The 19286-nt window shown below is 63.7% G+C and carries 25 protein-coding genes; 8 read left to right on the top strand and 17 right to left on the bottom strand.

What is annotated here, in order from left to right; genetic code table 11:
- Positions 1-32: 32 nt before the first annotated feature.
- From O9Z70_RS10285 to lgt, 6 genes are all read right to left on the bottom strand, one after another.
- Positions 33-656: a 50S ribosomal protein L25/general stress protein Ctc gene (locus tag O9Z70_RS10285; protein WP_286018729.1), complete on the bottom strand. Its 624-nt coding sequence runs from the start codon at positions 654-656 to the stop codon at positions 33-35.
- 142 nt (positions 657-798) lie between these two features.
- On the bottom strand, positions 799-999 hold the full coding sequence (locus tag O9Z70_RS10280; RefSeq protein WP_286018728.1) for a hypothetical protein: 201 nt from the start codon (positions 997-999) through the stop codon (positions 799-801).
- Positions 1000-1209: 210 nt separating this feature from the next.
- Complete coding sequence (locus tag O9Z70_RS10275; protein ID WP_286018727.1) at positions 1210-2142, bottom strand: ribose-phosphate pyrophosphokinase; 933 nt, start codon at positions 2140-2142, stop codon at positions 1210-1212.
- Between the two features lie 110 nt (positions 2143-2252).
- Positions 2253-2939 carry a peptidoglycan editing factor PgeF gene (pgeF, locus tag O9Z70_RS10270; RefSeq protein WP_502870123.1) on the bottom strand — a complete coding sequence of 229 codons (687 nt, stop codon included), beginning with the start codon at positions 2937-2939 and terminating at the stop codon, positions 2253-2255.
- Positions 2940-3013: 74 nt separating this feature from the next.
- Positions 3014-4093 (bottom strand): class I SAM-dependent methyltransferase, encoded by a 1080-nt coding sequence (locus O9Z70_RS10265; protein WP_286018725.1) that lies wholly within the window; start codon positions 4091-4093, stop codon positions 3014-3016.
- A 44-nt stretch (positions 4094-4137) separates the two neighbouring features.
- Positions 4138-4962, bottom strand: coding sequence for a prolipoprotein diacylglyceryl transferase (lgt, locus tag O9Z70_RS10260; protein WP_286018724.1), 825 nt, complete (start codon positions 4960-4962; stop codon positions 4138-4140).
- Between the two features lie 179 nt (positions 4963-5141).
- Between lgt and O9Z70_RS10255 the strand changes: the two genes are divergently transcribed.
- The 3 genes from O9Z70_RS10255 to proC all read left to right on the top strand — a co-directional run bounded on the left by O9Z70_RS10255 (position 5142) and on the right by proC (position 7866).
- Entirely contained in the window at positions 5142-5393 is a 252-nt protein-coding gene (locus O9Z70_RS10255) for an accessory factor UbiK family protein (protein ID WP_286018723.1), read from the top strand.
- A gap of 1149 nt (positions 5394-6542) precedes the next feature.
- Positions 6543-7043: a type III secretion system chaperone family protein gene (locus O9Z70_RS10250; protein ID WP_286018722.1), complete on the top strand. Its 501-nt coding sequence runs from the start codon at positions 6543-6545 to the stop codon at positions 7041-7043.
- A gap of 1 nt (position 7044) precedes the next feature.
- Positions 7045-7866, top strand: a complete 822-nt coding sequence (gene proC / locus O9Z70_RS10245) for a pyrroline-5-carboxylate reductase (protein ID WP_286018721.1) — start codon at positions 7045-7047, stop codon at positions 7864-7866.
- A 27-nt stretch (positions 7867-7893) separates the two neighbouring features.
- Here proC and O9Z70_RS10240 read toward each other — a convergent pair whose 3' ends face one another.
- Together O9Z70_RS10240 and O9Z70_RS10235 are read right to left on the bottom strand one after the other, a co-directional pair.
- Entirely contained in the window at positions 7894-8391 is a 498-nt protein-coding gene (locus O9Z70_RS10240; RefSeq protein ID WP_286018720.1) for a hypothetical protein, read from the bottom strand.
- 90 nt (positions 8392-8481) lie between these two features.
- Positions 8482-9000: a MarR family winged helix-turn-helix transcriptional regulator gene (locus O9Z70_RS10235; protein ID WP_502870122.1), complete on the bottom strand. Its 519-nt coding sequence runs from the start codon at positions 8998-9000 to the stop codon at positions 8482-8484.
- A gap of 135 nt (positions 9001-9135) precedes the next feature.
- Between O9Z70_RS10235 and O9Z70_RS10230 the strand changes: the two genes are divergently transcribed.
- From O9Z70_RS10230 to O9Z70_RS10220, 3 genes are all read left to right on the top strand, one after another.
- On the top strand, positions 9136-10029 hold the full coding sequence (locus tag O9Z70_RS10230) for a branched-chain amino acid aminotransferase (RefSeq protein ID WP_286018719.1): 894 nt from the start codon (positions 9136-9138) through the stop codon (positions 10027-10029).
- A 79-nt stretch (positions 10030-10108) separates the two neighbouring features.
- A complete protein-coding gene (locus O9Z70_RS10225) occupies positions 10109-10369 on the top strand; it encodes a type II toxin-antitoxin system ParD family antitoxin (RefSeq protein ID WP_286018718.1) in 261 nt (86 codons plus the stop codon).
- Positions 10362-10652 (top strand): type II toxin-antitoxin system RelE/ParE family toxin, encoded by a 291-nt coding sequence (locus O9Z70_RS10220; RefSeq protein ID WP_286018717.1) that lies wholly within the window; start codon positions 10362-10364, stop codon positions 10650-10652. The genes O9Z70_RS10225 and O9Z70_RS10220 overlap by 8 nt, the downstream gene beginning before the upstream one ends.
- Here the strand turns inward: O9Z70_RS10220 and O9Z70_RS10215 are convergent.
- The 7 genes from O9Z70_RS10215 to O9Z70_RS10185 all read right to left on the bottom strand — a co-directional run bounded on the left by O9Z70_RS10215 (position 10631) and on the right by O9Z70_RS10185 (position 16560).
- Complete coding sequence (locus tag O9Z70_RS10215) at positions 10631-11092, bottom strand: molybdenum cofactor biosynthesis protein MoaE (RefSeq protein ID WP_286018716.1); 462 nt, start codon at positions 11090-11092, stop codon at positions 10631-10633. The genes O9Z70_RS10220 and O9Z70_RS10215 overlap by 22 nt on opposite strands.
- 2 nt (positions 11093-11094) lie before the next feature.
- Positions 11095-11346, bottom strand: a complete 252-nt coding sequence (locus O9Z70_RS10210; protein ID WP_286018715.1) for a MoaD/ThiS family protein — start codon at positions 11344-11346, stop codon at positions 11095-11097.
- The gene (gene pgsA, locus O9Z70_RS10205) at positions 11343-11909 is read right to left on the bottom strand and encodes a CDP-diacylglycerol--glycerol-3-phosphate 3-phosphatidyltransferase (protein WP_286018714.1); all 567 of its coding nucleotides are present in this window, start codon (positions 11907-11909) and stop codon (positions 11343-11345) included. The genes O9Z70_RS10210 and pgsA overlap by 4 nt, the downstream gene beginning before the upstream one ends.
- Before the next feature lie 173 nt (positions 11910-12082).
- On the bottom strand, positions 12083-13156 hold the full coding sequence (locus O9Z70_RS10200) for a 3-deoxy-7-phosphoheptulonate synthase (RefSeq protein ID WP_286018713.1): 1074 nt from the start codon (positions 13154-13156) through the stop codon (positions 12083-12085).
- Between the two features lie 329 nt (positions 13157-13485).
- Complete coding sequence (locus O9Z70_RS10195) at positions 13486-13839, bottom strand: YciI family protein (protein ID WP_286018712.1); 354 nt, start codon at positions 13837-13839, stop codon at positions 13486-13488.
- 61 nt (positions 13840-13900) lie between these two features.
- Positions 13901-15784 carry an excinuclease ABC subunit UvrC gene (uvrC, locus tag O9Z70_RS10190; protein WP_286018711.1) on the bottom strand — a complete coding sequence of 628 codons (1884 nt, stop codon included), beginning with the start codon at positions 15782-15784 and terminating at the stop codon, positions 13901-13903.
- Positions 15781-16560, bottom strand: a complete 780-nt coding sequence (locus O9Z70_RS10185; protein WP_286021990.1) for an SDR family oxidoreductase — start codon at positions 16558-16560, stop codon at positions 15781-15783. The genes uvrC and O9Z70_RS10185 overlap by 4 nt, the downstream gene beginning before the upstream one ends.
- Positions 16561-16745: 185 nt before the next feature.
- On the opposite strand from O9Z70_RS10185, the gene O9Z70_RS10180 reads away from it, so the two are divergent.
- Positions 16746-17063, top strand: coding sequence for a hypothetical protein (locus tag O9Z70_RS10180; RefSeq protein WP_286018710.1), 318 nt, complete (start codon positions 16746-16748; stop codon positions 17061-17063).
- 76 nt (positions 17064-17139) lie between these two features.
- Here O9Z70_RS10180 and O9Z70_RS10175 read toward each other — a convergent pair whose 3' ends face one another.
- Both O9Z70_RS10175 and O9Z70_RS10170 read right to left on the bottom strand, forming a co-directional pair.
- The gene (locus O9Z70_RS10175; RefSeq protein WP_286018709.1) at positions 17140-17604 is read right to left on the bottom strand and encodes an SH3 domain-containing protein; all 465 of its coding nucleotides are present in this window, start codon (positions 17602-17604) and stop codon (positions 17140-17142) included.
- Positions 17605-17805: 201 nt separating this feature from the next.
- Positions 17806-18228 carry a winged helix DNA-binding protein gene (locus O9Z70_RS10170; protein ID WP_286018708.1) on the bottom strand — a complete coding sequence of 141 codons (423 nt, stop codon included), beginning with the start codon at positions 18226-18228 and terminating at the stop codon, positions 17806-17808.
- A 146-nt stretch (positions 18229-18374) separates the two neighbouring features.
- On the opposite strand from O9Z70_RS10170, the gene O9Z70_RS10165 reads away from it, so the two are divergent.
- Positions 18375-19274: a LysR family transcriptional regulator gene (locus tag O9Z70_RS10165; RefSeq protein ID WP_286018707.1), complete on the top strand. Its 900-nt coding sequence runs from the start codon at positions 18375-18377 to the stop codon at positions 19272-19274.
- The last annotated feature ends 12 nt before the right edge of the window (positions 19275-19286 follow it).

Raw genomic sequence — 19286 nt, 5'->3', positions numbered from 1 at the left:
CGCCTCGAAACGCATTGCAATGCCGACAAGGATTACTCCTCGGCGGCGGCTTCCTGCTCGTCTTCACCGGCGGCATCCGCCGACTTGAGGCCCGAAGGCGCGACGACGGTGGCAATGGTGAAGTCGCGGTCGGTGATGACCGGCTTGGCGTCATCCTGCAGGGCGATCGCCGAAAAGTGGATGGAATCGCCGATTTCAGTGCCGGTGAGGTCGACAATGAGGGAATCGGGAATGGCGTTGGCCGGAACGTTGATTTCCACGCTGTGACGCACAACGTTGAGCGTGCCGCCGCGCTTGAGGCCGGGGCTCTGCTCTTCGTTGATGAAGTCCACGCGAACGTCCACATTGAGCCGGGCATTGCCCGAAATGCGCAGGAAATCGATATGCAGCGGCTGGTCCATGACCACGTCCAACTGGTAATCGCGCGGGATCACCTTGTGGACGGTGCCATCGACATCGAGGTCGAGGACCGTCGACTTGAAACCGCCGGCATAGATGAACTTCAGGGCGTCCTTGAATTCGACGGAAACGGTGACGGGGGGCTTCTTGTCACCATAGATAACAGCGGGAACACGTCCCTGACGACGCACTTCGCGAGCGGCCCCCTTGCCCACTCCCTCACGCGCCTGTGCCTTGAGCACTGGATTGGCAGCCATGGAAATCATCCATTCTGGGTTGGTGTATGTCATCACTAAACGACATACGCGCCCGTCCTCCAGGGGTGACGAGCGCTTCATGGAGGCGGGATATAAAGGAAAGCCGGATGGTGGGCAAGAGATTCCGCCATCGCTGGCGGGCTTATGCTCCCGGCATGGGCAGGCATTCCATGATCTCGACGCCGGTGCCGGGAAAGATGCTGAAATGCGGATGGTCTTCGAACATGCGGGCAGCGGCGGTATGGGATTCGGCTTCGACGATGACATAGGCGGCCACCGCATTCGCCATGGGCGTGACGCCGTCCCGATTGGCTAGCAGGGTCTTGCCAAGGGGCGAGCCCATGTCGCGGATCGCCTGCTGGTGCCGGCCAACCCACGCGCCCCAGGCATGCATCGCCCGCTGCTGCGCTCCGATTGCTCGGCATCGGAAAGCTGGTCCCATTGGCGCTGAAGCTCGGAATCCTGCGTACCCATATAGAGCGCTAGAAAACGCGGCATTTCACCCTCCTTGCGGCTCGGCCCGCGAGAAGCATAGCAGCAAAGCGGGCGGAAATCAGTCGAACAGGCTCGACACGCTCTGCTCGCTGGCGGTGCGCGCAATGGCTTCGCCGATCAACGAGGCAATGGTCATGCGGCGGATATTGGCGGCGGCGCCGGTCGCTTCGGTGTCGAGGATCGAGTCGGTGACCACCAGTTCCTTGAGCTTGGAGGCGGCGATGCGCTCCGAAGCGGCGCCCGAAAGAACGCCATGGGTGATATAGGCGGAAACCTCCTTGGCGCCGGCATTGAGCAGGGCCTCGGCGGCATTGACCAGGGTGCCGCCGGAATCGACGATGTCATCGATGAGAATGCAGGTCTGGCCCTCGACATCGCCGATGATATTCATGACTTCAGAAACGCCGGCGCGGGGGCGGCGCTTGTCGACGATGGCCAGGCTGGCGCCGATGCGGCTGGCCACATTGCGGGCGCGGACCACGCCGCCGACATCGGGCGAGACGATCATGACATTCTTGATGTCGTAATTGTCCTTGATGTCGCGGACCATGACCGGCGCGGCGGTCAGATTGTCGGTGGGAATGTCGAAAAAGCCCTGGATCTGGGCGGCATGCAGGTCGAGCGTCAGCACGCGATTGGCGCCGGCCTCGGTGATCAGATTGGCGACGAGCTTGGCCGAAATCGGGGTGCGCGGCGCCGATTTCCGATCCTGGCGGGCGTAACCGAAATAGGGCAGCACGGCAGTTATGCGCCGGGCGGAGGAGCGGCGCAACGCATCGGTGATGATCAGCAATTCCATCAGATTGTCATTGGCCGGGAAGCTGGTCGACTGGAGAATGAAGACATCCTCGCCGCGCACATTTTCCTGCACTTCGACATAGACTTCGTTGTCGGCGAAGCGCTTGACGGTGCAATCGGTAAGAGGGAGTTCGAGATAGCTGGCGACGGCCTGCGCCAGCGGACGGTTGGAATTGCCGGACACCAGCTTCATGGACGCGATCCTGTCTCAACTGGTCCAGCGGGGGCGGACCTACCAGTTTCGCGGGCACCTTTAGCGGGTCGCTCCCGGGCTGACAACGCCACTTTGGGCGGATCGGTAAATTAAACCTGTGTCAGGCCGATGACAGCGATCTGGCGACCGGTTTTCGTGCCCCGATGGGTGGCGAGGCGATGAGAAAAATAGCGGTCGGGATGGGCATAGGTGCAGGCGCCGACGCGCTCGACCCGGGTGATGCCGGCGGCGCGCAGCCGCGCCTCGACGAAACCGGGCAGGTCGAAATGCGGCTGGCCGCCGGGCGGGGTGTGGAAATGATGTTCGCCGCCGGGATGGAGGGCGAGAAAGTCGGACCTGAATTTGTCACCGACCTCGTAATTGGGGGCGGAAATGCTGGGTCCATAGGCGGCGCTTATATTGGCAGGGTCGGCGCCAAGCGCGGCCATGGCGGCGACTGTGTTGCCGACTATGCCATCCACCGCGCCGCGCCAGCCCGCATGGGCGGCGCCGACCACGCCGGCATCGGGATCGGCCAGCAGGATGGGGGTGCAATCGGCGGTGAGGATAGCCAGGGCGAGGCCGGGCGTGGCGGTAACCAGGGCATCGGCTTCCAGGGTGGAGGGCGCGACGGCGCCGTGGATGGTTTCGACGGCGGCGGAGTGAACTTGCCTGACGACGATCAGCGGGCCGATAGCGGTCGCCTGCCGAACGCTCTCCCGGTTCCGTTCGACGATCTGCTGATCATCCCCGACCGCCCAGGAGACGTTGAGACCGGCGAAATCGCCCGTGGACATGCCGCCCCTGCGACCGAAAAAGCCGTGGCCTATATTGGAGATAGCGTCGAGGGCGGGGGAGGTTTCGCGTTCTATCATGGCGCGAAACCGGCGGGGCTGAGCCCGGGACTGTGGGCGCAGAAGACCTTGAACAGGCTTCCCATCTGGTCCTGGCCGACCAGGCGATCATGGGCGGCCCTGATTTCGGCGGCGGCGTCGGGATTGGCGCCGGAGAGCGCGGCGGCGCGTTCGCCGATGCCGAGCCGGGTCAGGAATTGCCCTTGCGTGGCAAGCGGTTGCGCGGCGAGGCCGGCCTGGCGGGCGACATTGGCGAGGGCGTCGAAATCGACATGGGCCGAGAGATCGGTGTCGCCGGGGGCGTCGAGCACAGCGGCATAGGCATGGCGGCGAACGCCTTGCAGGGTCTCGCCGGTCTGGGTCCGGGCATGGCCATAATCGATGGCGAGAATGCTACCGCCTTGTTTGGCGATGGTTTTCCCGAGCCGTGACAGGATTTCGGCAGCGGCGAAGTTGACCTCGAAAATGGTGTCGGGCTCGGCGTTGGCGACGGGGTCCGGCATGGCGGCGGGCGGGATCGGGGTGGGGGAGAGGCCGAAGGTGCGCTTGCCGTCGACGAGGCCGACCTGGCGTTCGTGCCAGCCGGTTTCCTTGCGGACGAATTGGCGGATCGGCAGGGCGTCGAAGAATTCATTGGCGACGATCAGGACCGGGCCATCTTCGAAATTATCAAAGTTTTGCAGCCACTTAGGGTCGTAAACTTCGAGCCTTGCCTTCTGTTCGGCCATGAGGTTGGGGCTGGTTTCGAACAGGTTCAGATGCAGGGCGTCGCGGAAGCCGGGGGCGCGGCAGGCGACGCGCAGAATATCGGCCATCAGCGTGCCACGGCCGGGGCCGAGTTCGAGCAGGGTGAAGGCTTTCGGCTCGCCCATCTGCTGCCAGAGATTGACCAGCCAGAAACCGATAAGCTCCCCGAACATCTGCGAAATTTCCGGTGCGGTGATGAAATCGCCAGCGCCGCCGATGGGGTCGCCGGCGCGGTAATAGCCCTTGGAGGGATGGGTGAGGCAGAGGCCCATATAGGTGGCGACGGAGATGGGGCCGCCGGTCCGAATCTGCAGATCGATCTGCTCCGCCAGGGTCAGCGTGTCATTCACTTCGGAGTCTCACTTCGGGCAATTGGTTAACAGATTGCTAGCCTTCAGGGCCGCAAAGAATTATCGCGGCGCGACAGGGCGTAGATGATGAGGATAAGCCCGCCGACCAGCAGGGGCAGGCTCAAAATCTGCCCCATGGTGACCCAGCCGAAATAGAGATAGCCAAGCTGGATATCGGGCAGGCGCACGAATTCGACGGCGATGCGCGACAGGGCATATCCGATGGCGAAAATGCCGGCGACCAGGCCCGGCCGCCGCAGAGCATAAAAGACATGGGTGGCGATGCGGATGACGAGGAACAGCAGCAGGCCCTCGAGCACGGCTTCGTAGAGCTGGCTGGGATGGCGGGCAACCTGCAGCGGGTCGGTGGGAAAAATGACGCCCCAGGGCGCATCGGTGGGAGCGCCATAAAGTTCGGCATTGATGAAATTGGCGAGGCGGCCGAGAAAGATGCCGATCGGGGCGACGGCGCCGAGCAGGTCGAGGCTGGAGAGCCAATTGCCGGCTTTGGAGCGGGTGAACAGAATGGCGGCCAGCATCAGGCCGAGCATGCCGCCGTGATAGGACATGCCGCCATCGAGGGTATTGACGATTTCGAGCGGGTTCTGGGCGTAATAGGGCAGGTTGTAAAACAGCACATAGCCGAGGCGCCCGCCGATGACGATGGAGAGCATGGCCCAGAAGGCGAAGTCCCAGACATCCTTGGCGGGGAAGGGCGGGGCGCCGCGATGCCAGAGGCGCTCATTGGCCAGCAGCCGGTAGCCATAGGCGGCGCCGAGCAGCACCCCGACGAGATAGGCCAGCGCATACCAGCGGATGGCGAAGGGGCCGATGGCGAAAGCGATAGGGTCGATATTGGGGAAGGGCAAGGGGCGCTCCAGATGTTCGACCGGGTGTGCCGCGCGAATGCGGCATTATCGTGCCTGGCGTACCCCCCTCCTGGGCCTTGCCGCAAGAGGGGAGGGAAAGAAAAGGCCGCACTGTTCAAGTGGCCATGGGTGCCTTACATATCACTCCACAGCACGGTTTTGCGGAACGGACGACAGCCATGAGCCAGAACAACAGGATTTTCGACGGATTGGGCCGCGTGATGAATGAGGCGGCGGGCGTGGCCGATGGCGTGCGTCGCGAGGTCGAGACGGTGGTGAAATCCCAGGCCCAGCGCATCGTCAACGACATGGACCTGGTCAAGCGCGAGGATTTCGACGCGCTGCGCGAACTGGTTCAGGTGCAGGGCGAGGAGATCGACGCGCTGCGCAAGGAAATCGCCGGGTTGCGCGAGGGCAAGCCGGCGAAATAGGCGGTATCGCTGGGCGCGGGCGGGGTGGAGCGACCGCCTGGGCTCGCAGGGCGTTTTGCGCGTTGTTGCCTCGATTTTCTCGGTGTCACCCCGGCGGATGGCGGGAGTGTTTACAATGGGTTCTTGCTTCGGCAACAGGGCCGGGGGTTCCTGTGCCTCCCTCCCCCTTGAGGGGAGGGATTGAGGGTGGGGTGTCGGAGCCCGGACCAGGCTCCCGGATGTGTAGGAACCGCAGCACCCCCACCCCTTCCCTCCCCTCAAGGGGGAGGGGGCTAAGGGCCTCACGTTCCGAGACAACTTGGCTCGAAGCATCCATATCGCTCGGCGCGGGTGGAGCGACCGCCTGGGCTCGCAGGGCGTTTTGCGCGTTGTTGCCTCGATTTTCTCGGTGTCACCCCGGCGGATGGCGGAGCCAGGGCCGGGCTCCCGGATGTGTAGGAACCGCAGCACCCCCACCCCGGCCCTCCCCTCAAGGGGGAGGGGGCTAAGGGCCTCACGTTCCGAGACAACTTGGCTCGAAGCATCCATTGTAAACACTTCCCCGCGACGGCGGGCTTGGTTTTGGCAACAGCGGTTCCCGCTTTCGCGGGAAAGACGCGGTGGACAGGAACGCGGTCCGGCGCCGCAGAGTCTTTTTCGACGGGCGTTCCATTGGGGCATTGCTAGCGTCTCCAATCCCGGTTCGTCACCCTCGCGCTCGACGCGAGGGCTCTTGCGGTACGACCAACGAGTGGGGATGGGGCGAGGGTGACGAGCGGGGTGGGCGAGACCGGCTGTTTGCAGTCGATATGCGACGGCTCGCCTCGAGGGGCGCCGATTTCGTCCTGGCGGGAAGCCTCCGGTGTGGCGCTGGAGGGGTTCGGCGGCTGTGGCGCCCGATGAAGTTATTAACAGATCGTTGATGCTAAAAGCGCCGGAATGCCGGGCGCTTTAACCCTTCGTTAACTTCGGCGGGCGGATCATCATCCACAAGAGAATGTCGTTCCTCCGAGCGGCTGCGTCCCCTGAATCAGCGGCGCAGTGTAGGTTTCGCTCAGGAGGACGATTCGATGCCGTTGTTGCGGCCTGTTGTTCCTTCCCGCGTATCCAAGAGCGCCGGCCCGGTGGGCCGTGTGGACGACCAATGCCTTAGCAGGACGGACCTTTTTTATGTCCCTGATTGAATTCGAGCCCGACCGGACGTCCCATCCCGTGGACCTTGTCGAGCATATCGCTTCGATCAATGACTGGACTTTCGAGCGGCAGGATGCCGACGAAATCTCCATTTCAGTGCGCGGCGGCTGGAGCGATTATCATGTGTCGTTCAACTGGATGGAAGATCTCGAAAGCCTGCACATCGCCTGTGCCTTTGACCTCAAGGTGCCCGATGGCCGCCGTGCCGAAATCAAACAATTGATCAGCCTGATCAACGAACAATTGTGGATCGGCCATTTCGATATCTGGCACCGGGAAGGTGTGGTATTGTTCCGCAATTCGCATCTGCTGACCGGCGGCGCCGATGTGTCGCCGCAGCAATGCGAGGCGCTGTTGCGCTCGGCATCCGACAGTTGCGATTTGTATTATCAGGCCTTCCAGTTCGTGGTATGGGCCGGCAAATCGGCCGCCGATGCGCTCAGTCATGTGATGTTCGAGACAGTAGGCGAAGCCTGAAATGACACATCTTCGCTCGATTGGCCCGGTCATGCTGGTTGGCGCCGGCAAGATGGGCATGGCCCTGGCGCGCGGCTGGCTGGATGCCGGCTTGCCGCCGACCAATCTGGTGCTGGTCGATCCCTCGCCCGGCGAGGCAGCCCGGGAACTGGCCGAGGATTTCGGCCTGGTCATCCATGAGCAGGCCAGCGGGCTCGAGCCCAATGTGCTGGTGCTGGCGGTGAAGCCGCAGATCATCGGGCCGGTCATGGACGGGCTGTTGCCGGTCATGGGGCCGCAGACACTGGTGCTCTCCGTCGCGGCGGGCATTTCGATCGCCCGATTGTCGGAAGGGCTGGGGACGGAGCGGGTGGTGCGTACCATGCCCAATGTGCCGGCCCAGATCGGCAAAGGCATGACCGGCGCCGTGGCCGGGCCGGAGGTCGAGCCGCGGGATCGCGAGGCGGCCAATGCGCTGCTGGCGGCGGCGGGGCAGGTGGCCTGGTTCGCCGAGGAAGGCGATCTCGACACGGTAACGGCGGTTTCCGGGTCGGGACCGGCCTATGTGTTCAACCTGGTCGAGGCGCTGGCCGCGGCGGGCGTGGCGCAGGGCCTGCCCGAGCATGTGGCGATGCAATTGGCGCGGCAGACGGTGGTGGGCGCGGCGGCCTTGCTGGACGCCGATCCGGCGCCGGCCAGTGTGCTCCGGCAGAATGTCACCTCGCCCAATGGCACGACCGCTGCGGCGCTCGCCGTGCTGATGGCCGATGACGGATTGGCCCCGCTCATGGCGCGGGCGGTGGATGCGGCGCGAAAGCGCAGCGAGGAATTGGGGCGGGGCTGATCCTGCGGAGAGCCAGGATGCGGTCTGCTAATGGTTCTTGCGCCTGACCGCCTCGATGAGCATGCGGCGCAGGGATTTGAGGCGTTCGGCCATCAGGGGATGGTCGTCCGTCGCGATTTCATCAAGCGCGAGATTGGCGGCCATCAGGTGGCGGGCCTCGCCCGAGCGCAGGAATTGCTGGTGATAAGCGCGCACCAGATTGATCCCCAAAGCGGGCGGCGTGTTGAACGGCGTGTTTCCGCCTAGCAGGCTGCGCGCCTTGCCCAGCCATTTGATCGCCTCATCGAGGAGGCGGTCACTTTTCGGATGGGGCGCGGTTTCCAGAAATTCATAGAGCAGGGCGGCGCCGAGATTAGCCCAGGTTTCGTATCGGGCGGCCGGATTGTCCAATAAGGCGGGTTCGTGCAGCAGGACGCGATATTCCAGCGCGGCGCGGCGGAATTGCTGTTGCTCCATGAGCGTGTCCGCCACGCGCATCAAGGCCGCCAGTTCCTGCGGAACGGGATCGCGCTGCTCCAGTGTCATTGCGGATTTCAGGCGCTGTCGCGCCCGGCTCCCTCCCCATGGGACAAGACGATATTGGAGCCCCCGAGGGAAGGCAAGTTGGCCCGAGCGCTAAATATTATCGGTGAGGCGCAGGCGGTCGAGGGTTGGCCGATCTTCGGTCCTGACCATGGCGACGAGGAAGCGGCGCACCTGGACCGCCGCTTCGGGGGGAAGCGAGGCGATCGCCGCGTCGATGCGGGTGGCCTGATTGGCTGAGAGATCGGCGAAGAAGGCGCGGCCCTTGTCGGTGGCATAGAGCAGGCGCTGGCGGCGGTCGGACGCGCCGGTGCGCTGTTCGACATAGCCATTGTCGAGCAATTGGCGCAGAACGCGGGCGAGACTCTGCTTTGTGATCTTCAGGATGTCGAGCAGGTCGGCCACCGGCATGCCGGGCTTGAGATTGACGAAATAAAGCACGCGGTGATGGGCGCGGCCAAAGCCCTGGCGTTCGAGCAGGGCATCGGCATCGCCGGTGAAATCCCTGTAGGAAAAGAATAAAAGCCCCATGATGTCGAGGGGCAAATGGGCATGCTCGGACAGCGAGGAATTTATGTCAGCCTTGTTGACACTTTTTCGAACCGCTGACATAGTCGCTCCATAGCCGCTGCCGTTTTGTCTTATCCCAAAGACGTTCCGGTTTGCCAAGGGTTTGGGCCTGATGCATGATCGGCGGCAACGGAAACGCGAAGGCGCGACTAAGGCAAGATTTTCTGGAGAGGAACTATGGCAGGCCTGCCGATGGACCAGCGTGATGGCTGGATCTGGTTTGATGGCGAACTCAAGCCCTGGAAGGATGCGAAGATCCATGTATTGACGCATGGCCTTCACTACGCCAGTTCCGTATTCGAGGGCGAGCGCGCCTATGGCGGCGAGATTTTCAAGTCGCGCGAGCATAGCGAGCGGCTGATTCGCTCGGCGGCCATGCTGGACATGCCCTTCCCCTATAGCGTCGACGAGATCGAGGCGGCCAAGCGCCTGGTGCTGGAAAAGAACGGGCTGGTCGATGCCTATGTGCGGCCCGTGGCCTGGCGCGGCTCGGAAGAGCTCAGCGTGCCGGCGCGCAACAACAAGGTGCATGTGGCCATCGCGGCCTGGGTGTGGCCGAGCTATTTCTCGGTCGAGGAAAAGCTCAAGGGCATTCGCCTGGAATGGAGCAAGTGGAAGCGGCCTTCGCCGGAAACCATTCCCTCCGCGGCCAAGGCGGCGGGCCTCTACATGATCTGTACGCTGTCCAAGGACGCGGCCATGGCCAATGGCTATGCCGACGCGCTGATGCTGGATTATCGCGGCTATGTGGCGGAAGCCACGGGCGCCAACGTGTTCTTCATCAAGGGCAAGGAAATCACCACGCCGACGCCGGATTGCTTCCTCAACGGCATTACCCGCCAGACGCTGATCGCGCTGGCCAAGGAGAACGGCTACACGGTCACCGAGCGGCATATCCTGCCCGAGGAACTGGGCCAGTTCGACGAATGCTTCCTGACCGGCACGGCGGCGGAAGTGACGCCGGTATCGCTGATCGGGGATGTCACGTTCACCCCGGGCGAGGGCTGCCGGACGCTGATCGACGCCTATGCGGCGGCGGTGCAGCCGAAACAGGTGGCGGCGGCGGAATAGATTTTCACTGGAATTGCGTGCGAGGCCGGGGTCATTCCCCGGCCTTTTTGTTTGGGGGGCACGATGCTATATTGGCGGTATGAAGACGCTGACCATATCGGTGACCGAACAGCAGGCGACGCTTCTCGAAGCGGCGGTGGCCGAGGGTAAATATGCCTCGGACAGCGAAGTGGTGCGCGAGGCGCTGAAGCTCTGGGAGCGGCGGGAGGCGGCGCGGTTGCAGGAATGGGCGCGGCTGCGCGCGGAGGTGGAGGCGGGGCTGGCCAGTGGGCCGGGCGAGCCCTTCGACTTCGACGATTTCCTCGCCAAAGCGCATGCCCGGCATATATCGCGTGGCTAGCTTCCGGCTAACGCCGAAAGCTCAAAACGATCTCGAGAATATCTGGGACTATATTGCCCGCGACAATCTGCAGGCTGCCAATGAGCTCATCCGCCAAATCCAAGGAAAGATCGAGCTGGCAGCGGCAAATCCGTCCATGGGGTCAATGCGGGACGTATTCGGTGAAAAAGTGCGGATGCTTATCGCCGGCGCTTACCTGATTTTTTATCGGCCGGAGCTTGACGGCATTCTGGTGATTGCCGTGGTCCATGGCATGATGAGTCAGGAATCCTGGCCGGACTGACGCCACCGTTCCCGGGCCGCGTCGTCGGCGGTCCTGGCTTCGACCCAGCGCAGACCGGATGGCGTTTCCTCCTGTTTCCAGAAGGGGGCGCCGGTCTTGAGATAGTCCATGAGATATTGCGCGCCCTCGAAGGCGGAATGGCGGTGGCCGGCGAGGGTCATGACCATCATGATGGTCTCGCCGGGCACCAGGCGCCCATGGCGGTGGATGATGGCGGCATCGATGAGGTCGAAGCGGGTGATGGCGGCATCGCGGATGGCGGCGATCTCGTTGCGGGCCAGGGGCTCGTAGCATTCGAGGATGAGGGCGGAAATCGGATCGTGCGGCTGGGAGCGGACCAGGCCGGTAAAGCTGACCATGGCGCCGGCTTCGATATGGGCGGCCTGGAAGGCATTGGCTTCGGCGCCGGGATCGAAGGGCTCGGTGGCGATGCGGATCATTTTCAGCCGCCGGTCATCGGGGGCAGGATGGCGATCTCGCTGGCCCCGGCGATGGGGGTGTCGCCGGGAACGATGCGGGCATTGAGGGAGAGCTTGAAGATGGCGGGGTTTTCCATTGCCAGATCAAGCGCTTCGTCCTGGCTGCGCAACCAGTGGACGAGGTCATCAAGGGTCACCACATCGGCCGGCGGGGCGACCTCGTCGCTGGCACGGTTGAGGCGCTCGCGCAGCCAAGCGAAATAAAGCACTTTCATTTGCCGATGCCCGAAAGATGCGGCCAGGAGGCGCGCAGATAGGTCCAGCCGGTCCAGATCGTGATAGCGCCGGCGACCCAGAGCCCGATGTCGGAGGCGAGGCCCAGGCCGGGAATGATGCGCTCGGCCAGGATGATGGCGAGGGCGACGAGCTGGATGGTGGTCTTCCACTTGGCGAGTTTGCTTACCGGCAGCACTATGGTCTTGTTGCCGAGGAATTCCCGCAGGCCGGGAATGAAGAATTCGCGGAAGAGGATGGCGCAGGCCGGGATCATGTCCCAGCCGGACAGGCTCCCATCCCAGGCCAGGGCGGCGATGAGGATGCCGACCAGCAGCTTGTCGGCGATGGGGTCGAGCATGCGGCCCAGATCAGAATATTGGTTCCAGGCGCGGGCCAGATAGCCGTCGATCCAGTCGCTGGCGGCGGCGATGACATAGAGCACCAGCGCGACGATGCGCAGAATGATGTCGCCATCCATCACCAGCCAGACGATGGGCCCGATCGCGAGGATGCGGGCGATGGTGATGATGTTGGGGACGAGGAGCAGCGGGTTTCTGGCCATGGGCGGAGAGAACAGGATGGCGGCCGGAGGGTCAAGGGCAGTGTTTACAATGGGTGTCTGCTTCGGCGGCAGGGGCTATCGCATATGAACCGAGAAGCGATGAGATTGGCCACGACGATCCGATGTGCGCGCAGCGCGAAGGCCCTCGGAGCGAGTCCGAGGGCCGGGTTTTACTAGGCTACGGCCTGATTGGTCGCGGCGCGGCGCTTGTCGACCGCCTGGGCCAGTGCCGTGAGGGCTTCGACGGTGGTGTCCCAATCGATGCAGCCATCGGTGATGGACTGGCCATAGACCAGGTCGCGGCCGGCAACGAGGTCCTGGCGGCCGGCGACGAGATTGGATTCGACCATGACGCCGATAACGCTCTTGTCGCCATTGGCCAACTGGTCGCCGATCTCGGCGAGGACCTGGGGCTGGTTCTCGGGCTTCTTGGAGGAATTGGCGTGGCTGGCATCGATCATGATCGCCGGATTGAGGCCGGCTTTGGTGGCGACTTCGGCGGCGGCGCGGACGCTGTCGGCGTCGTAATTGGGGGCCTTGCCGCCGCGCAGGATGATGTGGGTGTCTGCATTGCCGCTGGTGGCGGCGATGGCGGAGCGGCCATCCTTGGTCACGGCCATGAAATGATGCGGCTGGGAGGCGGAGAGCACGGCGTCGAGGGCGATGCGGACATTGCCGTCGGTGCCGTTCTTGAAGCCGACCGGGCAGGACAGGCCGGAGGCGAGCTCGCGGTGAATCTGGCTTTCGGTGGTGCGGGCGCCGATGGCGGCCCAGGAGACCAGGTCGGCAATGTATTGCGGCGTCGTCATGTCGAGGAATTCGCAGGCGGCGGGCAGGCCGAGATTGTTGATGTCGAGCAAGAGGGCGCGGGCGGTGTGCAGCCCCTGCGTGATGTTGAAGCTGCCATCGAGCTCGGGATCGTTGATCAGGCCCTTCCAGCCGATTGTGGTGCGGGGCTTCTCGAAATAGACGCGCATGATGATTTCAAGGCGGTCGCCCAGCGTATCGCGCAGCGCCACCAGCCGGCGGGCATAGTCCATGGCGGCGGCGGGATCGTGGATGGAGCAGGGGCCCACCACCACGGCGAGGCGGTCATCCTGGCCGGTGAGGATATTATGGAAGGCGTGGCGGGCCGACAGAACGGTGCGGGTGGCGGCATCGGTGCGTGGATGCTGGCGCATGACCTCGATGGGCGTGGTCAGCGGTTTTATTTCGATGATGCGCAGGTCGTCGGTGGATTTGAGCATGTGTCGGTCTTTCGAGGTTTACTCGAAGCGGCCAACAAAAAAGCCGCCTCGAAAGTCGGGCGGCTGGCTTGCGGTTTGGTCTGGTCGTCAGGGATCAGGACGCGCGCGCATTAGCCTCCGCCGGGAGCGGATAGCTAAAATACCAATAGAAGGTGGCGGCGTTGATCATGGGCGGGAAGGTAGCGAGGAGTTCCGGGGTTGTCGAGTCCCGACTTTGGTAGGGAGGGTTTGCCGCTCCTTCCTGGCGCCGCGGTGTTACCGACCTCGTCCTTCGACAAGCTCAGGATGAGGTCTATGGGAGATTGCAGGGCGGAGGGGAATGAGCCGGGTCAGCCCGCCATGTTGAATTGCTGCAGGTGGAGGATGGTGACTTCGCCGTCCCATTCCGGCCAGTGCTGGCGGTGCAACTCGACGAAGCGCTGGGTCCATTGGACGATCTCGGCCTCGCTGTCGAGCTCATAGATGGCATAGCCGCCGACCAGTTCCTTGGTCTCGGCAAAGGGGCCGTCGGTGGTCAGCGCGCCTTTCCTGGTGGTGACGGTGCCGGCAAGGGACATACCGCCGGTCTCGGCCATGCGGGCGCCGGCCTCGATGCCGAGCTGGACGATGGCGGACATGAGGGCCGGTGGCGGGTTGATGGCCGTTTCGGGATTGAACGTCTTGACCATGGTGAGGAATTTCATCGGGCTACTCCGGGTTGCTGCCAGGGCGACGAACGGGGTGGAGGGATTTCGACGGGGGCGGTCAGGTTCGGTTGAAATGATCGTAGATCAATTGCGCCATGGTGCGGGAGATGGTGGGCACGGCTTCCAAATCGGCGAGGGAGGCGCGGGAGACGGCTTTGGCGGAGCCGAAATGGTGGAGCAGGGCGCGCTTGCGGGCGGGGCCGATGCCGTCGATCTCGTCGAGCGGGTTCTTGACCACCTCCTTCTTGCGGCGGGCGCGGTGGGTGCCGATGGCGAAGCGGTGAGCTTCGTCGCGCAGGCGCTGGACGTAATAGAGCACCGGATCGCGATGCGGCAGCATGAAGGCGTCGCGGCCTTCCATGAAGAATTTCTCGCGCCCGGCATCGCGTTCCTCGCCCTTGGCGATGCCGATGAAGGTGACTTCGCGCGGCAGGTTGAGCTCGGCGACCACCGCGCGCACGGCATTGAGCTGGCCAGCGCCGCCATCGATGAAGACGATATCGGGCCAGTCAGGCATGCCGGTGGCCTCGTCCTCGGCATCGGTCCGGCTTTCGCTGGCGAGGCGGGAAAAGCGGCGGGTGAGCACTTCGCGCATCATGCCGAAATCGTCGCCGGGGGTGATGTCGGTGGAGCGGATATTGAAGGTGCGGTAGTGCTTTTTCGAGAAGCCTTCCTCGCCGGCGACGATCATGCCGCCCACTGCATTGGTGCCCGAGATGTGGGAATTGTCGTAAACCTCGATGCGGCGCGGGATTTCTTCCAGACCGAAGGTCTCGGCGACGCCTTCGAGCAGGGCGCGATGGGACGCGCCTTCAGCGAGCTGACGGCCCAGGGCCTCGCGGGCATTGTTGAGGGCGTGATTGACCAGATCGCGTTTTTCGCCGCGCTTGGGCTGCTCGATATAGACGCGGCGGCCGGCGCGGGTGGTCAGCGCCTCTTCCATCAGCGCGTGTTCGGACAATTCGTGGCTGATCAGGACCAGGCGGGCCGGGGTTCGGTTTTCGTAGAACTGGCCGATAAAGGCCTCCAGCACTTCGGCATCGCTGAGGCTGGCATCGGCGCGGGGGCGATAGGGATAATTGCCCCAGTTCTGATAGGCACGGAAGAAGAAGACCTGCACGCAGAACTGGCCGCCTTCATGATGGATGGCGAAGACATCGGCTTCTTCCACTGAACGGGCGGTGGCGTCGCCCTGCGACTGGGTGAGCGCCAGGGCCGAGAGCCGGTCGCGGATCATGGCGGCGCGCTCGAAATCGAGGTCTTCGGCGGCCTTGTTCATATCGGCCTGGAGATGATTGCGCACGGCATCGGACTTGCCGGAGAGGAATTGACGGGCATCCTCGACCAGTTCGCCATAGGCTTCGAGACCGATCTCGCGGGTGCAGGGCGCAGCGCAGCGCTTGATCTGGAATTGCAGGCAGGGGCGGGTGCGGGCGGCGTAGAAGCTGTCCGAGCAATTGCGCAGCAGGAAGGCCTTTTGGAGGCTGGCAATGGTGCGCCCGACCGCCGTGGCCGAGGCGAAGGGGCCGAAATAATGGCCCGGGCGGCGGCGGGCGCCGCGATGTTTGGTCAGCTCGGGCGCTTCGTGATCGGTGGCGATGAGGATATAGGGGAAGCTCTTGTCGTCGCGCAGCAGCACGTTGAAGCGGGGTTTCAGCCGCTTGATCATATTTGCTTCGAGCAGCAGCGCTTCGGATTCGGTCTCGGTGCGGACGAATTCCATGCTCACCGTCGAGGCGATCATGCGCTGCAGGCGCAGTTCCAAGCCTTCGGGGCGGGTGTAATTGGTGACGCGAGCCCTGAGGTTGCGGGCCTTGCCCACATACATAACCTCGCCCGCCGCATCGAGCATGCGATAAACCCCCGGCGCGGCGGGCAGGGTGCGGACAAAGGCCCGGATGATTTCCGGGCCGGATGGGAGCGGAGCTGGGTCTTCGGTCATAAGCTGGGCGTCGGCCCGTTCTTGGGCAAATATTCGAGATGTTCGCCGCCATCGAGCGCCAGCAATTGCCCGGTGAAGGACGGCATGGAGAGGATAGCGAGCACGGCGTTGGCAATGGCTTCGGGACCGGCATGGCGTTGCAGCGGCAGGGCCTTTACCGAGGAATCGAATTCGGCCTGGGTCTGGCGCGAATTGGGCAGGACCGGGCCGGGGCCGATGGCGTTGACGCGGATGGCCGGCGCCAGCGATTGCGCCAGGGTGCGGGTAGCGGTCCAAAGCACCGATTTGGACAGGTAATAGCTGAAGAAACCGGGCGTGGGATGCAGGACCCGCTCGTCGATCATGTTGACGATATTGCCCTCCACGCCTGCGGGCAATTGGGCGGCGAAATCGCGCGCCAGGAAGATCGGGGCTTCGGCATGAACGGCGAAATGGGCGTCCCAGAGGTCCTCGTCGACATCGCGGGCCGAATCCGGCTCGAAGATGGAGGCATTGTTGACGAGCAGGGTCAGCGGCCCGAAAAATTCGGCGGCGCGGGCGATGAGCGTGCGGCGCTGGGCGCGCTGGCCCAGATCGGCCGCGAGGATTTCGGCGCGGCCGCCCGCGGCGCGGATGCGCGCCTGCATCGCCTGGGCGCCCGCGGCATCCGAGCGGTAATGGATGATGACGGCATGGCCGTGCATGGCCAGCGCGAAGGCGATAGCCGCGCCGATGCGGTCGCCGGCCCCGGTGACCAGGGCGGTCTGATTCGTGGTGGTTTCGCTGGTCTTCTGCATCATGCGGAGCTTAGGCCGGAACGGGTGGTTTCTTCAATCGGCGGCGGGCGGGCCGGGCCTGCCTATGATCGAGGCATGACAGGAACTGGCAGGAGCTTTTTTATTTTGTCTCGGCATGAAACAGGGATAACCTTGCCCGTGTCGCCGGGTGGAGGACTCGGTGACACCAAAAAGAGGGGGTAATTATGGAAGCAATCGTTCCTATTCTGGTGCAATTGATTACTGGCGGAGCCGGCGGCAATGTGGTCGGTCAACTGGCCAAGCAGCTTAATCTGGGCACGGCGGGCAATTCCATCGTCGGCGCTATTGGCGGATTGGCGGGCACCTGGCTGGCCGGAATGATCCCGGGTCTCGATTCCCTGGTCGGCGCGGCAGCCGGTGCCGCCACGACCGGCGGGCTCGATCTGGGTGTATTGGTCGGGCAGGGCGTTACCGGCCTGGTCGGCGGCGGCCTGCTGACGGCGATTGCCGGGTTCGCCAAGTCGGCCATGGCGAAGTCCTGAGGCTGATATAGGATTGAAGACGCCCCGCGGCCAGGCCGCGGGGCGTCGTTGATTTTTCGAGGCGATGTATCGCCGATCAGCTATTCATGCAGAAATAGCCATTGGGGCCATTAAAGCAGAAGCTGGCGCCGGGATTTCCGGGGCGAACCGGATAGACCGGCCGCGGATTGGAATTCCAATGCGGGGGCTGCGGACGCGGCCGCGGATTCCAATGGGGCGGGCGCGGCGGGCGCGGTGGCGTCCAGACCGGCGGCGGCGGGGGCGGGCGGTTCCAGCCGCGATCGCCGCTGCTGAGATAATTGGCCGAGACCCAGCCATTGGGGCCGCGCTTTTCGACAAAGCACCAGCTGCCGCGACAATGCTGGACGTCAACCTGTTCGCCGCGGCGCAGCGTATCGACGACGCCATAGCTGGTGCCGGGGCCGGAGCGGACATTGACATTGCCGGTGGCGACAGCCGGGGCGGCCGAGGCGGCGATGGTGGTGACCAGGAGGCCGAGCGTGGCCAGGCCGGTCGTGAGCAGTTTCCTGTTAAGAGCCATGAAGGAGCTCCTTTCCCAATGCGTTTGGCGTTCGTGCCTTGAGCGCTAATCAACACGATGGCGCATGAACCCAAGCTGAACGATGCATTGGGTTTTAAACGACGAGGGGGAGCGGCAGTTCCAAGGCCAGCTGGAGCATGTCACTCTCGTTTGGTTCCAGTCAGCTTTTTCCCGCTGTCGCGGAAATGACGGTGAACCGTTTTACAGGCGCAGCAATTCCACGAAGCGCCCCAGCGCGGCGGCGAAGCGTTTGCGATGCTTGGGCTTGAGTTCGCCCATCAGCGCCTCTTCAAGCAGGGCCCAGTGATCGGCGAGGCCGTTGCGGATGCGGAGGCCGCGCTCGGTCAGCGCGAAGCCGGGCTCCAGTTCGGGGCCGACGGCCTGGCGGATGACGAGATCCCGTTCGGCCAGACGTTCGAGCCGGGCAGTGAGCAGATCGGGCGGCAGGTCCAACTCGTCGGCCAGAGCGGTTTCGGTGGCGCCGGAACGCCCGAGCACGAACAAGACCGCGTCGTCGCCGGGTTCGAGACCCTTCTCGATCACCGGAACCAGCAAAGCCTTGTGCGCCAACTGACCGGCCTCGATAAGCCGGTAGAGCGCGGATCGTGAAGATGGCTTGGACATGGGCGGAAAAATAGTCCGAACTCCGGGTCGGCGTCGATCAGGCATCCCATCCTATCGTTAATCCCCCAACGGCCAAGGGGCGTTATTGTTCACCCAACGCAGATGAGTTATGCCTTGATTGACCCTTTTATGGTGAACGGATTTCCATGATGCAAGACATCGGCCGCATTCGTGCTTTCGTTCAGGTCTTCGATGCCGGCGGGTTTTCGGCGGCGGCGCGCCAGCATGGCCGGTCCAAGGCGCTGCTCAGCAAATATGTGACCGATCTGGAAGATTATCTCGGTGTGCGGCTGATGAACCGCACGACCAGGAAGCTCAACCTGACCGAGGCGGGGGAGGTCTATTATCGCGAGGTCTCGGCGCTATTGCAGCAGCTCGACGACCTGGACGCCACGATCAGCGACCAGACCAGCGAGCCGCGCGGCCTGTTGCGGGTCTCGGCGCCGCGCAATTTCGGCGAATCGACATTGGCGCCGGCAATGTTCGAATATCTCCGGACATATCCCAAAGTGTCGCTCGATCTGCGGCTGGAGGACCGTTATGTCGACTTGGTCGACGAGGGCATCGACCTGGCCCTGCGCATTTCGACCCTGGCGGATTCCTCGCTGATCGCCCGCAAGATCGCCGACATGCATGTGGTGACCGGGGCCTCGCCGGAATTGCTGAAACGGCTCGGTACGCCCCAGCATCCCGAGGATTTGCGGCATATGCCCTGCATTGTCGACGTCAACTTGCAGGGGCAGTCCAATTGGCGTTTCACCGAGGACGGCAAGACGATTTCCGTGCCGGTCACCGGGCCGGTGCGGGTCAATTCGCCGCTGGCGGCGCGCACCGCGGCGATCATGGGCCTCGGTTTGGTCACCTTGCCGTCCTATCTCGCCGATCCGGCGGTGGAGCGGGGCGAACTCGTGCCGGTGCTGACGGACTTTCTGCCCAAGGGGCAGACCTTGCAGGCCGTCTATCCGCATCGGCGGCATCTGGCGGGCAAGGTCCGGGCGCTGATCGACCATCTGGTGGAGTGGTTCGCCGCCCATCCGATCAAATAGGGGCTAATAATC

This window comes from Devosia sp. YIM 151766, from assembly GCF_030285925.1.
In the GTDB taxonomy this organism is placed as follows: domain Bacteria; phylum Pseudomonadota; class Alphaproteobacteria; order Rhizobiales; family Devosiaceae; genus Devosia.
Note: the sequence above shows the minus strand (reverse complement) of the source record. Positions and strands in the feature narration are given on the sequence as shown.